Genomic DNA, 14,626 nt, shown 5'->3' with positions numbered 1-14,626 from the left:
TCAGCCGGTGTAGTCACAGGTGTACTGGCAGCTGAACCAGCACGGGTCCGTCGCGGTCTCCTGCTCGCTCTCCAGCATCTGCAGAGCGTCAACGTCGATCGTCATCGTGATCACCTCCGTTCCGCGTGGTCGTCAGTGGTGGCGCCGGCGGTCCCGGCGTCGCACGGCCGGCTGGCCGCGAGTCAGTGGGCCGAGCGGTCCTCGGCGGGCGCGGTGAGGAACTCCAGCAGGTACTCGCGCAGCGGCGCGCCCGCGAAGCCCTCCAGCGGGGAGTGCCCGCCGCCGGGTACCTCGGCGTAGTGGAAGTCGGTGCCCTCGGTGCGGCCCAGATCGCGCAGCCGCTGCCGCAGTTGGCGGGTCTGGTCGACCGGGATCACCGGGTCGTCCGCACCGTGCATGATCAGCAGGCGGGCCCGGATCCGGTCGGCCAGCGCCCACACGTCGCGCGGGCCCAACTCGTCGTCCGCGACGGCGGCCGGCTCGGTCCGGCCGCCGAGCCGGTCGATCAGCGCCCGCACCGCGGGAGTCGCCTGCTCGTGGAGCCGTGCACCGGACAGGAAGGGCGCGACCGCCGCGCAGCGGGACCACGACCGCGGGTCAGCGGCAGCCGCGAGCAGCGCCAGATACCCGCCGTAGCTGCCCCCGTAGAGCATCGGGGCCGGCGCCGATCCGGGCCGCGCCGCGACCAGGGTGCGCAGCAGGCTGCGGATGTCGGCGAGGTCGGGACCGCCCCAGGCGCCGTGGATCGCCTCGGCGTGCGCGGCTCCGTAGCGGATGCTGCCGCGCTGGTTCGGGGCCACGACGGCGATGCCGGCGGCCGCGAGCCGGTGCAGCAGCGGATCGAAGCCGAGGTCCCAGGCCGCCTCGGGTCCGCCGTGCAGCGCCACCAGCACCGTGGCAGCACCGCGCCAGTCGCCACGGCAGACCGCCTCGAACTCCCCTGCGGGGCCGTGGAACCGCTCCACCCGGGCGGCGGTCGCCGAGCGACGGCGGACCGGGCGCCGCACCGCCCTGGCATCGGGCGTGAGCACCGCGATCTCGGCGGGACGCTCCGCGGTGGAGACCGGCAGCCGCAGGCCGGTCCGCCCCCAGCCGGCCACCGGATGGATCGCGCCCTCGGGCAGCGGCACTTCGGTGATCCGGTCCGTGCGCAGTTCGTGGACCAGCAGTCGGGACCGCGCGCCGTGGACCACCCGCAGGGCCACCCGTTCACCGGCGGGGTCGAAGGCCAGCGGCCGGACCGCACCCTCGATGGCGTTCAGCCGTTGCGGCACCCGCCCCTCGGCGGGGTCGGCCAGGGTGGCCCAGGCCAGCCGGGGCCCGTCCGGGGTGGGCAGCGTGGTCAGCAGCAGACCGGAGGCGGGACTTGCCAGCAGCAGCCCGAGGCCCTGCTGGCCGGGCTCGTCCGACAGCGGCCGGTGGCTGCCGTCGCCGAGATCGACGATGACCGCACGGGTCCTGCCGTCCGACCGCAGCGCGACGCCGAGCAACCGCCCGACCGGATCCAGCCGGCAGACCGCGCCGACCGCGCCGGGCAGGGTGGCCGCCGGTGCCAGTCGCAGCGGGCCGTCGAGCACCCGGTGCAGCACCGAGTGGCCCGGGCCGTCGGCGCCGATCGCCAGCGCCAGGCTGCCCGGCTCGGGGGTGGCCACCAGGCGCAGGGCCCGACCCGCGACGACCAGGGGTTCGCCGACCGGCCCCGACCTCGGGTCGGCGAGCACGAGTTCGTGCCGTCCGGCCCCGCCGCGCAGCAGCAGGAGCCGCCCGTCCTCGGTCGGCAGCGGTTGGGTGCGCACCGTCTCGTCCAGCGGGAGCGCGCGGCGCCGGGCCGATGGTCCGTCGAACGACCAGTGCTCGGGTACCAGGCCGCCGCGCCGATCCGTGGTCAGGCAGGCGGCGTACTCGGCGTTCGCGGCGAAGGCGAAGCTGGTCCTGGCGCCGAGCGGGGTGCGGCCGGCGGCGATCGGACGCGGGCTCGGGGCCTGGGTCCGGGTGCGAGCGCCGGCACCGAGGCCGACGCCGAGGCGCGTGCGGGTGCGGGTGCGGGTCAGCACGGGCCGGCCTCCGCTCCGATCAGCCGGCCCGCCGGAGCGGGCAGCGTCAGCCCCTCGGGCAGCCAGAGCCGGGTGCCGCCGTAGCGCAGCCGGAGCAGCACGGCCAGCATGCCGGCCGTCCCGGTGCTGTAGCCGGCCGTCACCTCGGTGCCCGACTCGCCGGGCAGCAGCATCAGGCCCTCGCGCAGCGTGTGCCGGGCGTGGGCGCAGGCCACGAGTTCGCCCGCCCAGCCCCGGTAGCGCGGTTCCTCCAGTACGGCGGCCAGGTCCAGCAGGAACTCGGCGTTGCCCGCCAGTCCGTGGCAGGCCGCCGGCGAGAGCTGCCACCTGCGGCGGTAGACCTCCGCGGCCGCCTGCTCGGCCAGGTCGCGGTAGCGCTGGTCGGCGGTGGCCTGCCAGAGCCTGCCGAGGAAGCTGCCGACCCCGGCGGATCCGCTGCACCAGTAAGGTGGTTGGAAGGCCGGACCGGCGCCGGTGGCGCCGATCGCCTTGTCCTCCGTCGGCCACCAGGCCGCCCCGTCCTCGACCTGGGCGGCCGTCACCAGCGTCTCGCCGGCGCGCCGGGCCAGCTCCAGGAAGTCCTCCCGGCCGGCGGCCTGGCCGGCCAGCAGCAGGAAGGTGCCGATGCCGGCCACGCCGTGTCCGAAGCCCAGGTGGCGGGCGCCGGCCAGCGCGGAGTCGAAGTCGGCCGGGACCTGCCAGATCACTCCGGCCCGGCCCGTGCCGGCGGCGGCCAGCAGCCCCTCACCGATCTCGACCGTCCGGTCCAGGAAGTCCTGCGCACCGGTGACCCGCCAGAAGTGCAGCTGGGCCAGGCCGGCGCCGGCCGCGCCGTGGCAGACGTCGGGATTCGGCCAGCGCACCGGCAACTGCCGGGCCAGTTGCGAGGCCGTCTCCAGCAGCGCCCGGTCGGCCAGCAGCCGGGCCGCGTCCAGCAGCGCCCAGGCGGTCCCGGCCCGGCCGAAGTACAGGCCGGGCAGCTGCGGTTCGTCCAGTCGCAGCCGGCCCGCGATCCACTCGGCCGCCTCGACGACCCCGGACCGCAGCCGCAGGTCCAGCCGCACGCCGGCGGCTCCGGCCAGCACCGCCAGCACCCCGGCGGCGCCGTACTGCACGTTCAGCGGGTCGTTGAGGGCGGCGAAGCCATCGGCGGGCCAGAGCCTGGGCCGACCGGTCGCCGTCATCGACTCCAGCAGGTGGGTCAGCCCGTCGCCCAGCAGCTGATCCTCGATCTCCTTCGACAGTACGAATTCTGACGGATCATCAGCTCGATCTACGGCGACGACCTGCCGGTCCGCGCGCAGCTCGGCGAGGAACTCCCGGGCCCGCTCCAGGCTCCAGCGCCGGTCGGCGGCCTGCGCGGTCAGCCCGAGGATCAGCGGTGCGAACGGCCGCCCGCCGGGGTTGTCCGCCAGGGTCCGGGTGACCAGGTGGGCCAGCCGCTCGTCCGCCGTGCGGAACGCGGGCTGGTCCGCCGCGAGCAACAGCTCGGCGCCGCTGGCCAGATGGAACAGGACGGCACCCAGGCTGTACAGGTCCGAGGTGAGTTCCGGTGCCGGGCCGAGGAACTGCGCGTCGACCACCTCGGGGCCGGCGTATCCCGGAGTGTAGGCGCGCTGCACCTGCTCGCCCGGTCGGGCGACCATCTCCAGGTCGATCAGCCGGACTTCACCCTCGCTGGTGAGCATCAGGTTGTTCGGGTTCAGGTCCCGCAGCACCTGGCCGGCCCGGTGCACCCGCTCGACCACGGTCAAGGTCCGCTCGGCCAGGTCGAGCAGCGCCGCCCGGGTCGGCTCCGGGTTGGCGACCGCCCAACCGCGCAGCGTCTGCCCGTCGATCCGCTCCTGCACGAGGTAGAGGTTGCCGCCCTGGGTGAAGACGCCGAGCGCCTCGGCGCAGACGCCGAGCGGGCCCATTGCGGCGTGCATCCGCGCCTCGTGCTGCAGCAGGTCGCCGGCGTCCGTGCCGGTCAGCCGCGCCCCGACGTGCCGCCGGGCCTCCTTGATGACGACCTGTCGGCCGGTCTCCTGGTCGGTGGCGAAGTACACCCCGCCCTTGTAGGCGTGCCGGATCGCCTTGCGCACGGCGTAGCGGCCGTCCAGCAGCACCCCGGTGGACCGGGCGGAGGCCTTCCCCTGCGCCGCCGCACCCTGCGGCGGCTGCGACTGTGCGGGCGTGGGCGCAGGCGTGGGCGCGGGCAGCAGCGGTGCCCCGGCCCAGGCCGGCGGGCTGAACCAGGCCTGGCGGCGGTCCCGGACGAAGCCGCCGTCCGGGGCCCGCAGCATCGACTCGACCGTGCCGTCGTTGCCGAGCCGGGTCACCCCGTGGAAGACGCCGTAGCGGTAGTGCACCAGGCTGCCGGGGCAGTACGGCCGGTCGGAGAGGATGCCCGGCCCCGGCAGCCCCCGGGTGACCTGGTGGAGCTCCTCGACGAGCCGCCGGAAGTGATCGTCGTCGTCCGGGTAGACGGTGATGAACTTGCCTCCCCCACCCCGGTCGTAGCGCGGGGAGACCAGGTCGGCGACCCGGCCGAGGGTGCCCGCGAACTTGAACGCGGCCCGCTCGGCGACCAGCACCTCGGCGGCCTGGGCCAGCACCACCGGCGCCGAGAGCGGAGTGGCCGAGATGTGCAGCTTCCACCCCTGCGCCCGGGGGCTGTGGCCGCCCGGTACCACCCGGCACCAGAACTCCCCAGGGTCGACCTCCCAGCCGAACGCGCCCTGCCGGCGCAGCGCCGACCTGACCAGGCCGGGGAGCAACTCGCCGTCCTCATCAGGTGGTCCACTCCGGGTCGCGCTCGTTTCTGTCATCGCCGCCTCCGATGCCGGGGAGGAGCAGCGGCTGGGCGCTGCTCCGGGTGCATCGACAATGTTTCCGGCGATCGGCGGGCGTCACATCAGGGCAGCACGCGTACGTTCCGGCGGGTGACCCGACCAATCTTCGCGGCGGCCCCCACGATCCGTGCGGCGGGCGGGTGCGCGCACGCTCATCGGCTGCTCGGGCGGCGGCGGGCACCGCCGGGTTCGTCGGTCAGCGTGGTCAGCGCGCTGGAGAGGATCTCGCGGGCCTCCTCGGCCCGGTCCTGTTCGATCAGGGCGGTGGCCAGCTCGGTGAGGGTCTGGGTCATGCTGTCGGGCCGGTTGATCGCCTCGTAGTGGGCCAGGGCCTGCCGGAAGGCCTGCTCGGCTGCCTGCCACTGGCCCAGCGCGGCCTGGTCCAGGCCGAGTTCATGGGCCGTGAAGGCGGACAGCAGGTGCGGTACGTAGCCCTGCTCCTGCTCCAGCCACTCGCCGGCGTCGGCCAGCGCCGTCCGGTGGGCCGCCAGCGCCTCCTGGGCCCGGCCCGACTCGCGCAGGCAGGCACCGGCGAACCGGATGGCGACCAGCCGGCCGATCCGCGCGCTCGGGCTCTCCAGCGTGGCGAAGGCCGCCGCGGCCTGCTGGTAGGAGTCGATGGCCTCCTCCGCCTGGAGCAGCCGGCGCAGCGCGGTACCGCTGTAGGTCAGCGCCCAGGCCTCCTGCTGGGTGTCCCCGATCTCGCGGGCCAGGTCCAGCGCCTCGCGGGCGAAGGTGAGGCCCTGCTGGTACTGGTGCAGGCAGGTGTTCTGGGTCCAGGCCAGGTAGTTCAGGTGGACGGTCTCGGCCAGCCGGTCCCCGACGGCGCGGGCGGCGGCCACCGAGCGTTCGAAGACCTCGGCCCAGACGTCCCAGTAGAGCAGGCTGTCCGAGAACCAGTGCATGGCCTCGGCGGTGTCGATCACCTGCTGGTGGCTGCCCGTGGCGCCGGCGCGGCGCAGCGCGGCCAGCCACTCGGGGTGCTCCTCCTCCAGCCACTGCCGGGCCTCGGAGATCGTGGCGGGGGCGGTGGCCGGATCGGGATCGCCCAGGTCGCTCCCCTCGCGGTAGTCGGGGTCGAAGAGCAGGCCGGCGGCGGCGGCGCGGCGCAGCAGCCAGTCGGTGGCCCGGTCGCGGGCCGCGTCGACCAGAGCCGGGTCGTCCTCGGCGGTCAACTCCTCGCCGGCGTAGAGGCGGACCAGGTCGTGCAGCCGGTAGCGGTCGGCGTCGGCGCCGGGCTGCAGCAGTCCGGCGTCGGCGAGTTCCTCCAGGTGCCGCTCGGCCCGGTGGTTCGGCAGGCCCGCGTAGAGCGCGGCGGTGGCGGCGGCGAAGTCGTCGCCGGTGGTCAACGAGCAGCGGCGCAGCACCAGTCGGGTTTCGACCGGCAGCCTGCGGTAGGAGAGCGCGAAGGCCGCGCGGACTCGCAGGTCACCGGCCTGCAGCAGGTCCAGCCGGTGCTCCTCGGCGGTGAGTTGGCGCACCAGGTGGCTGACCTGCTGCTGCGGGCGGGCGGCCAGGCGCTGTCCGGCGATCCGCAGGGCGAGCGGCAGATGGCCGCACAGGCGCGCGAGTTCGGCGGTGGCGGCGGGCTCGGCGGCGATCCGCTCGGAGCCGGCGATCCGGGCCAGCAGGTCGGCGGCCTCGGTGGGAGCGAGCACCTCCAGCGGGAAGCGGTGCACCGATTCGAGGCCGGGCAGGGTGTGCCGGCTGGTGATGAGGGTCAGCGCCGGGCCGGAGCCGGGCAGCAGCGGCCGGACCTGCGCCTCGTCGGCGGCGTTGTCCAGCACCAGGACCAGGCGCCGTTCCCGGATCAGGCTGCGGTACAGGCCCGCGCGCTCCTCGGTGTCGGCGGGCACCGCGGTGTGGGCGATGCCCAGCGCGCGCAGCAGCTGGGCGAGGGCCTCACGGGGCGTCAGCGGCTGTTCGGCCATGCCGCGCAGGTCCAGCGAGAGCTGGCCGTCGGGGAAGTACGGCGCCAGCGCGTGGGCGGCGTGCAGGGCGAAGGCGGTCTTGCCCAGCCCGGGTTGCCCGCAGGCCAGCACGACGCGCGGGTGCGCCGGGTCCGCCTGCTCGGCCAGCGCGCGCAGCTGGGCCATGGCGTCCTCGCGGGCGGTGAAGTCGGCGATGTCCCGGGGCAGCGCCAGGGCGGCCTGCACCGCCTCCTGGGGCTGCGCGGCGGCCGGGTCGCCGGGGTCGGTGGCGGTGTCGGTGGCGGCCTGGTCTCCCGCCGCCGAAGCGCTCTGCCCGGTCGCCGGGGCCGCCGCGACCGCCGGCACCCGGCGGGGGCGGCCGGCCTGCGCGGCCTGTTCGAGTGCGGAGGCCTGCGCGGGGGTGAGGCTCAGCGCGGTCGCCAGGGCCCGCACGGTGCGCCGCTGCGGTCCACGGGTACGGCCGCGCTCCATGTCCCCCAGCGCGCGCAGACTGATCTCGGCCGCCTGGGCCAGCTCGTCCTGGGTCAGCCCGGCCTGGACCCTGAACCGGGCCAGCAGCAGGCAGAACTCTCCCGCCGCGCCGAACTCTTCCGCCGATGCCCCGGCAGCACCCATTTCCGCCCCTGCCACCCACCGTGCCGACTCCTGCGCCGAACACGTCCGGGCAGCGATTATGCCTGGTCAACGAGGTGCTTCCGTGACAGCCGGGCGCTTTCACGCCCCCTTGACGGAGCTTTCCCCGATATCCGGCCCGCCGGCTACTTCTGCCGGTGGTTCTGCCTATCCTGCCGCACCGGAGCCGAGTTGGCGTCATCGAGCCGCTGCCACCAGGGCCTGTCCGACGGCCGACCCGGCGTCATGGCCCCGGTGTCGCCGGTCCGTTCTCGCCGTCGTCCACCCGGCGCTCCGCCGCCAGCGCCTCGGTGGTCCGGCCAAGGGCGTGCAGCAGCACGGCGATCAGCGCGTACGAGCGGGACTCGGCCTGCCGGTTGCCCTGGGCCCGGCCGAGCGCCAGGCCCAGCCGGGCGGTGGCGAGCGCGGCGCCCGGACGGCCGAGGGCGTACAGCACGGCGGCCCGGGTGTGGGTGGCGAGGACGGTCTCGGCGGCGTCGGGGTGGGCGGCGAGCAGCTGCACCGCTTCGTCGGCGTGTGCCAGTGCCGGGCCCGGCGCGCCGGCGATCACCAGCGCGTTGGCCAGGCCGTCCAACGCCTGGGCGAGCAGCAGCGGGTCGCCCAGTGTGCGGGCGCCGGCCACGATGACGGTCAGCAGCGGGACGGCCCGATCGCCCGCGCGGGCCCTGAGCAGGAGGGCGGCCGACCGGACCCGGCAGCGGTGGCGCAGCACCGGGTCGCTCAGCCGGTCGGCCTCGGCCAGCGCCCGGCCCAGCTGCTCGAGGGCGGCCGGCAGCTGCCGCTGGTCGAGCAGCAGCACCGCGAGGTCGAGGTGCAGCCGGGCCACCGCGCCCTGGTCGGCGGCGGCCCGTGCGGCGCGCAGCCCGGCCTCGACGGTGGCCCGCCACTCGGGGTCGCCGGGTCCGGCGGTCTGCTGGGCGGCGGTGGCCCGGCCCTGCGGCGCGGCGGTGGCCCGGTAGAGCGCGGCGGCCTGGTGGGCGAGCTGCCAGGCCACCGCGAACCGGCCCTGCCGCTCGGCCCAGCAGACCGCCGCGCGCACCGCGCGCTCCTCGCGGCGGAACCAGTCGGCGGCCCGCACCGCTTCGACCGGGGACGGGAGGCCGGCCGCAGCCGAGACCGGGACGGGCTCGGGGTCGGTCGGCGGCAGGCTGTCGGCGGGCAGCGCGGCGCGGGCCGCGGCGGTCGCGGCCAGGTAGTGGCCGACCAGCCGCTCCATCGCCGCCAGCCGCTGCTGGTGCGGGAGTTCGTCGGCCAGCTGGGCGGCGTACAGGCGTACCAGGTCGTGCCGGGCGAACCGGCCGGGTGCACTCTCCTCCATCAGGTGGGCGGCGTCCAGCCGGCCGAGCAGGTCGCGGGCGGTGGCCGGCGGCAGGTCGGCGAGCACCGCGGCGGTCGGCGGGTCGATCACCGTGCCGGGGTGCAGGCCGAGCAGGGTGAAGAGCCGGGCCGCTTCGGGTGACAGCGTCCGGCAGGTCAGTTCGAGGCTGGCCGCGACCCCCAGCGAGCCGTGGCCACCACCGGCCAGCGCGGCGAGCCTGGTCGGCTCGTCGGCGAGTTCCGCGGCCAGCTCGGCCAGCGTCCAGCCCGGGCGGGCGGCCAGCCGGACGACGGCCAGCCGCAGGGCCAGCGGCAGCCGGTCGCAGTGTTCGGCGAGTTCGGCGGCCGCCTGCGGTTCGGCCGCCACCCGGGCCGGGTCCAGCGCCCTGGCCAGGAGTTCCCGCGCGTCGGCCGGCGGCAGCACGTCCAGCGAGAGCGGCACGGCGCCCTCGTGGACCAGCAGGTCGCGCAGCCGGCTGCGGCTGGTGACGACGGCGACGGGCGCTGCCACGGCCTCGCCGCCGTCCGGGTCCTCCGGCGCCTCGGGAGCCGGATCGGGCAGCAGCGGGACGAGTTGCCGGTAGCTGCGCGCGTTGTCCAGCACGATCAGCAGCCGACGGCCCGCCAGCAGCTCCCGGTAGCGGCGCGCGCGGTCGTCGAGCGTGGCGGGCAGGGCGCTCTCGGCGACCCCCAGCGCGATCAGGAAGCCCACGAGCACCTCGGCCGGGTCACGGGGCCCGGCCGGGTCGAAGCCGCGCAGGTCGGCGTGGAGCCGGCCGTCGGGGAAGCGGTCGGCGACCCGGTGGGCCCAGTGCCGCACCAGGCTGGTCTTGCCGACCCCGGCCGGGCCGCTGACCAGGATCGGACGGACCTCGCGGCCGACGGCGACCGCCGCGTCGAGTCGGTCGAGTTCGGTCGATCGGCCCACGAACCGCCGTTCGCCGCGCGGCAGTTGCTCGGGCACCGGCCGCGACGGCCGGGCCGCGGGCGGCGCGGCCGCGGACGGGACGGTCACGGGCGGCGGCGTCACGGGCGGCGCGGTCGTAGTCGGCGCGGCCACGGGCGGCGCGGCCACGGGCGGCCGGGGCGCGGCGGGCGACGCGGCGCGGGCCGGGCCGGCCGGCGCCGGCGGGCTGGTCGACCCGGGGCCCTGCGGCGACCGCGGCGACCGCGCCAGCCGTTCGCCGGCCAGCCGCAGCGCGCTGCCCGGCGCGCCGGGCAGTCGCGCCATCGCCCGGTCGTACCAGGCCAACGCCTCCTCCCGGCGCCCGGCCTGCTCCAGGCAGGTCAGCAGTTGAACGGTCAGCTGCTGGTGCGAGGGGTGCTCCGAGACGGCCCCGGTGAGCTCGGCGACCAGCTCGGCGCCACGGCCCAGCCGCGCCAGACCGGCCGCCAGCCGGTCCAGCGCGCGCAGCCGCAGGTCGGTGAGGAGCGGGGCGAGCTGTTCGCGCAGCAGGGTCGAGCCGCAGTCGGTCAGGGCCGGGCCGCGCCACAGGTCCAGCGCCGCGCGCAGCGTCGGCAGGACGCGGTCCTCGTCCCCGTCGGGGAGGTCGAGCGCGACGGCGTCGGCGGGGTCCGCGCGGTTGACGCCCAGCAGGCCGGCCTCGCCGCACAGCTGCTCGAAGCGGGCGCTGTCCACCTGGTCGGGTGCCCCGGCCAGCAGGTAGCCGTCAGCACGGGTGGTCAGCACCAGCCCGCCGTCCAACAGCCGCCGCAGCGCGGCGATGTGACCCTGCAGCGCGGCGCGGGCGGTCGGCGGCGGAGCGCCTTCCCAGACCAGTTCGATCAGCAGCTCGGTGGGTACCACGTGACCGAGCTGCACGGCGAGGGTGGCGAGCAGCGCGCGGCGTTTGGGTGCCGTGGGTGTGACGACCGCACCATCCTCGCTACGGACAGTAACCGCGCCGAGCAGCTCGATCCGCATGCGCCCCTTCGATCAGTCAGACGGTCGGACGTGCAACCGATATCCCGGCCCGACCCGTCAGAGAGTACGGGCCGCCACCCCACCGGGGCGGCGACGGGGCGGCCGCCCCGCCCGTCCGACCCGTCCGTTGGAGCGGTCCATCGTAGACATATGGCACGGTTTACCCCGTGACCGGTGGCAGTCCCAGCCACCGCACGAACGATTGTGGGGGGACATATGGGCATCCGGCTCCTCGGTCCGGTCGAGCTGGCGAACCCGGCCGGCCTGCCCGTCATGCTGCCCGGAGCCCAGCGGCGCGCCGTGCTGGCCCTGCTCGCCCTGCGGCTGGGACGGGTCGTCGCGGTGGACCAGTTCTTCGAGCTGCTCTGGGGCGAGGAACCCCCGGCCCAGGCCAGGGCCGCGCTGCAAGGGCACGTGGCCGCGCTGCGCAAGCTGCTCGCCGAGGGCCCGTTCGTGCTGCACACCCGCGCCCCCGGCTACCTGCTGACCGGCCCGGCGGACCAGGTGGACGCGCTGCGCTTCGCGGAACTGGTCGCCCGGGCCCAGGAACGTGCCGAGCGGCCCGCGCAGGACCAGGACTCCGAGGCGATCGCGGAACTGGAGCAGGCGCTGGGCCTGTGGCGCAGCCCCGCGCTGTCCGACCTGCCCGACACCGAGCTGCGCCGGGCCGTGGCGGGCCGGCTGACCGAGGACCGCACCAAGGCACTGATCAACTGGGCCGAGCTGCGGCTGCGCCAGGGCATCGGCGCGACGGCCGTGCCGGCCCTGCAGCTCGGGGTGCGGGCCGACGGGCTGCGGGAGGAGCTGGTGGCGCTGCTGATCCGCTGCCTGCACCAGGCCGGCCGGCCCTCCGACGCGCTGACGGCGTACCACCAGGCCCGCACGCTGCTCGACCGCGAGCTGGGCCTGCGGCCCGGCGCCGAACTGCGGGCGGCCCTGGCGGAGGTGCTGGCCGAGCGGCCACCCGGGACCGCGCCGGCGGGAGCCACGGCAGCCGGGCGCGCGCCGGCGAGGACCGCAGCGGCGAGCACCACGGCAGCGGCGGTCGAGCCGTCCCGCGCCGCCACGGAGCCCGGCACGCCGGAGCGCGGCACCACCCTATTGACACCCCGTCAACTACCGCGCCCCCCAGCCGGCTTCGTCGGCCGGGGGGAGGAGTCCTGCTGGCTGGACCGGGAGTGCGGCCCGCACCGCGACGGTGACGGGCTGGCCCTGGTGGTCGGCCCGGCCGGGGTCGGCAAGAGCGCCACCGTGGTCCGCTGGGCGCACCGGGTGTCCGCCGCCTTCCCGGACGGCCAGCTCTTCGCCGATCTGCGCGGCTTCGATCCGGCCGGCCCGGCGGACCCGTTCGAGGTGCTCGGCCACTTCCTGCTCGCCCTGGGCGTGCCCGAGGCCGCCCTGCCCGCCGACCGGAGCGGCCGGGCCGCGCTCTACCGGGCCCGGACCGGCGACCTGCGGCTGCTGGTACTGCTGGACAACGCCGGCAGCGCCGACCAGGTCGCCGACCTGCTGCCCGGTGGGCCCGACTGCGCCACCGCGATCACCAGCCGCAGGACGCTGGAGGACCTGATGGTGACCGAGAGTGCGGCCCTGCTGCGACTGGAACCGCTGCCCCACGGCGACGCGCTGCGGCTGCTCGAGCGCGCCCTGACCACCGAGCGGGTCCGGGCCGAGCCGGCGGCGGCCGGGCAGTTGATCGAGCTCTGCGACCAACTGCCGCTGGCCCTGCGGATCGCGCTCTCCCGGCTGGCCGCCAGGCCGGACTGGACGATCGCCACCCTGGTCGGCGAACTGGCCGACGAGCGGACCCGGTTGCCCGCCCTGGAAGCCTCCGGGGCCACCGGCGTGCGGGCCGCCCTGATGCTGACGTACCGTCAGCTCGGCTCTGCGGCGGCCGAACTGCTCACCTTCCTGGCCGTGCATCCGGGCCGCGAAGTGGACGCCCTGACCGCCGTCGCCCTGCTCGGCGCCGACGACACCGGCGCCGCCCGCGCCGCGCTCGGCGAGCTGGCCACCCATCACCTGCTCGCCGAGAGCACACCCGGGCGGTACCACCGGCCCGAGCTGGTCCGGCTGTTCAGCGTGGAACTGCTGGCCGAGCGGCCACCCGCGGTCCAACGGCGCTGCACCGAACAGCTGTTGGACCACTACCTCGCCGCGGCCCGGCACTGCGGCGAGCAGGTGAACCCGGGGCAGGACCGCCGGTCCGGCCCGACCCGTCCACCGGGATCGCTGCCACCGGCGGACGCCCGTGCCGCGCTCGACTGGTTCCGGGCCGAGGAACCGACGATCCGCCTGCTGCTCGACACCGCCGCCGCCACCGATCCCGAACGGATCTGGCGGCTGGCCCTGGCGGCGGGCACGCTCTTCTACGCCTCAGGCCGGCTGACCGAGTGGCTGGACTGCTCGCGGGCGGGCGAGCGCGCCGCCCGGTTGTGCGGCAACCGGTTGGGCACCGCGCTGCTGCGCGGAGCCCAGGGCAACGCGCTGCTCTGCCTGCAACGCCCCCAGGAGGCGGCCGAGGCAGCCGGCCGGGCGGTGGCCGACACCACCCCGGCGGACGGTGTCGCGCACAGCCGGGCGCTGGCCGTCCTGGCGACGGCCTACGCCACGCTCGGCGACACGGCCGAAGCACGCCGGCTGATCGACGCCGCCACCGAGCTGAGCGAGTCGTCCGGCGACCCGCGAGAGCTGCGCCACATCCTGAGCCACTCGGCCGCGATCAGCCTCGTGACCGGCGACTTCGCGGCCGCCCTGCGCCTGGCCCGGACCACCAGGGCGCTGCTGCCCGAGCGCCCGGCCACCACCATCACCACCTGGTTGATGCTGACCGAGGCGCAGGCCCTGCAGGGGCTGGGCCACACCGCGGCCGCCGCGCTGGCCTGGCCCCGGCTGCTGGCCAGCTGCCGGGAGGCCGAGTCGCCGGAGCTGTACGCCATCGCCGAACGCTGCTACCTCGCCTTCCAGCAGGGCCTGCGCGGAGCGCCGGGCGAGGCCGCCCGCCCGCGCCCGGCCACCGTCCCGCAGCAGCAGCCCCGCCGGCCGGCCGAGGGACCGGCCGACCGGCAGCAGCCGCTGCTCAGCTGAGTTCTGCCAGGAGCTCGGCCGGGAGTTCAGCCGGGAGCTCTGCCAGGAGTTCGGCCAGGACGCTCCGGTGGGGACCTCCGTCAGGCAGCCGTGCCGGGCAGCGCGGACCGGGCGCCCTTGGCGGGGGCGGAACGCTTGGCCGGCTCGCCCGTCGGCGCGTACTCGCGCTGCTCCGCCAGGTGCGGGCGCAGCGCCCGGATCGCGTAGAAGTTGCGGGACTTCACCGTGCCCGGCGGCACGCCCAGCCGCCTGGCGGCCTCCAGCACCGAGCTGTCGTTGAGGTGCAGCTCGACCAGCACCTCGCGGTGGTTCGGCTGCAACCGCTCCAGGACCTTGGCGATGTCCCGCGAGGCGAGCACCCGCTCGTACGGGTCCTCGGCCAGCGGGCGGTCCTCCAGCATCTCGCCGGAGACCTCCTGGGCCCGGGCGGCGGCCATCCGGTAGTGGTCGATGGCGATCCGCCGGGCCACGGTGAAGAGCCAGGGGCGGCTCTGCTCGGGCCCGTTGGCGATCGCCTCGGGGTGCTGCCAGGCGCGCAGCAGGGTCTCCTGAAGGATGTCCTCGGCCTTGCCCCGGTCGCCGTTGGTCACCCGCTGAAGGGCGCGCAGCAGGTAGCCGCCGTGCAGACGGTAGAGCTCGGCGAGCGTGGCCTGGTCGAGCGTGGGGCGCGCGGCGGCCGGCTGGGGCGCCGTCGACGAGGGCTCGGCGGCCGACGGGTCGGCGAGCGGCAGGGTTGTGGGCACGGGCGGAACGACGGACTGTGTGGACACGCACTACCTCTCGGATCCGGCGGGCCTCGATGCGGGCCTGACAGGGCCAGGCAGACCGCCTGACCAGACCGGACAG

7 protein-coding genes are annotated in these 14,626 nt (G+C 76.3%); 1 reads left to right on the top strand and 6 read right to left on the bottom strand.

What is annotated here, in order from left to right; translation table 11 throughout:
- The 5 genes from OG403_RS28605 to OG403_RS28585 form a co-directional block, all read right to left on the bottom strand.
- Nucleotides 1-105: an ALQxL family class IV lanthipeptide gene (locus OG403_RS28605; RefSeq protein WP_329569284.1), complete on the bottom strand. Its 105-nt coding sequence runs from the start codon at nucleotides 103-105 to the stop codon at nucleotides 1-3.
- A 77-nt stretch (nucleotides 106-182) separates the two neighbouring features.
- A complete protein-coding gene (locus OG403_RS28600) occupies nucleotides 183-2,054 on the bottom strand; it encodes an alpha/beta hydrolase family protein (RefSeq protein WP_329569282.1) in 1,872 nt (623 codons plus the stop codon).
- Nucleotides 2,048-4,864, bottom strand: coding sequence for a class IV lanthionine synthetase LanL (lanL, locus tag OG403_RS28595; RefSeq protein ID WP_329569280.1), 2,817 nt, complete (start codon nucleotides 4,862-4,864; stop codon nucleotides 2,048-2,050). Before lanL ends, OG403_RS28600 begins: the two co-directional genes overlap by 7 nt.
- 176 nt (nucleotides 4,865-5,040) lie before the next feature.
- Nucleotides 5,041-7,434 (bottom strand): ATP-binding protein, encoded by a 2,394-nt coding sequence (locus OG403_RS28590; protein ID WP_329569278.1) that lies wholly within the window; start codon nucleotides 7,432-7,434, stop codon nucleotides 5,041-5,043.
- A gap of 241 nt (nucleotides 7,435-7,675) precedes the next feature.
- Nucleotides 7,676-10,693 carry an AfsR/SARP family transcriptional regulator gene (locus OG403_RS28585; RefSeq protein WP_329569276.1) on the bottom strand — a complete coding sequence of 1,006 codons (3,018 nt, stop codon included), beginning with the start codon at nucleotides 10,691-10,693 and terminating at the stop codon, nucleotides 7,676-7,678.
- Between the two features lie 216 nt (nucleotides 10,694-10,909).
- On the opposite strand from OG403_RS28585, the gene OG403_RS28580 reads away from it, so the two are divergent.
- Nucleotides 10,910-13,780 (top strand): AfsR/SARP family transcriptional regulator, encoded by a 2,871-nt coding sequence (locus tag OG403_RS28580; protein WP_329569274.1) that lies wholly within the window; start codon nucleotides 10,910-10,912, stop codon nucleotides 13,778-13,780.
- A gap of 80 nt (nucleotides 13,781-13,860) precedes the next feature.
- Here OG403_RS28580 and OG403_RS28575 read toward each other — a convergent pair whose 3' ends face one another.
- Nucleotides 13,861-14,523: a sigma-70 family RNA polymerase sigma factor gene (locus tag OG403_RS28575; RefSeq protein WP_329569272.1), complete on the bottom strand. Its 663-nt coding sequence runs from the start codon at nucleotides 14,521-14,523 to the stop codon at nucleotides 13,861-13,863.
- Nucleotides 14,524-14,626 lie beyond the last annotated feature (103 nt).

Origin of the sequence: Kitasatospora sp. NBC_01266 (assembly GCF_036242395.1) — a bacterium.
In the GTDB taxonomy this organism is placed as follows: domain Bacteria; phylum Actinomycetota; class Actinomycetes; order Streptomycetales; family Streptomycetaceae; genus Kitasatospora.
Note: the sequence above shows the minus strand (reverse complement) of the source record. Positions and strands in the feature narration are given on the sequence as shown.

Coding starts and splice junctions, on each gene's coding strand:
- OG403_RS28605 (WP_329569284.1), bottom strand. CDS start 105: ATGACGATCGACGTTGACGCTCTGCAGATGCTGGAGAGCGAGCAGGAG.
- lanL (WP_329569280.1), bottom strand. CDS start 4,864: ATGACAGAAACGAGCGCGACCCGGAGTGGACCACCTGATGAGGACGGC.
- OG403_RS28590 (WP_329569278.1), bottom strand. CDS start 7,434: ATGGGTGCTGCCGGGGCATCGGCGGAAGAGTTCGGCGCGGCGGGAGAG.
- OG403_RS28585 (WP_329569276.1), bottom strand. CDS start 10,693: ATGCGGATCGAGCTGCTCGGCGCGGTTACTGTCCGTAGCGAGGATGGT.
- OG403_RS28580 (WP_329569274.1), top strand. CDS start 10,910: ATGGGCATCCGGCTCCTCGGTCCGGTCGAGCTGGCGAACCCGGCCGGC.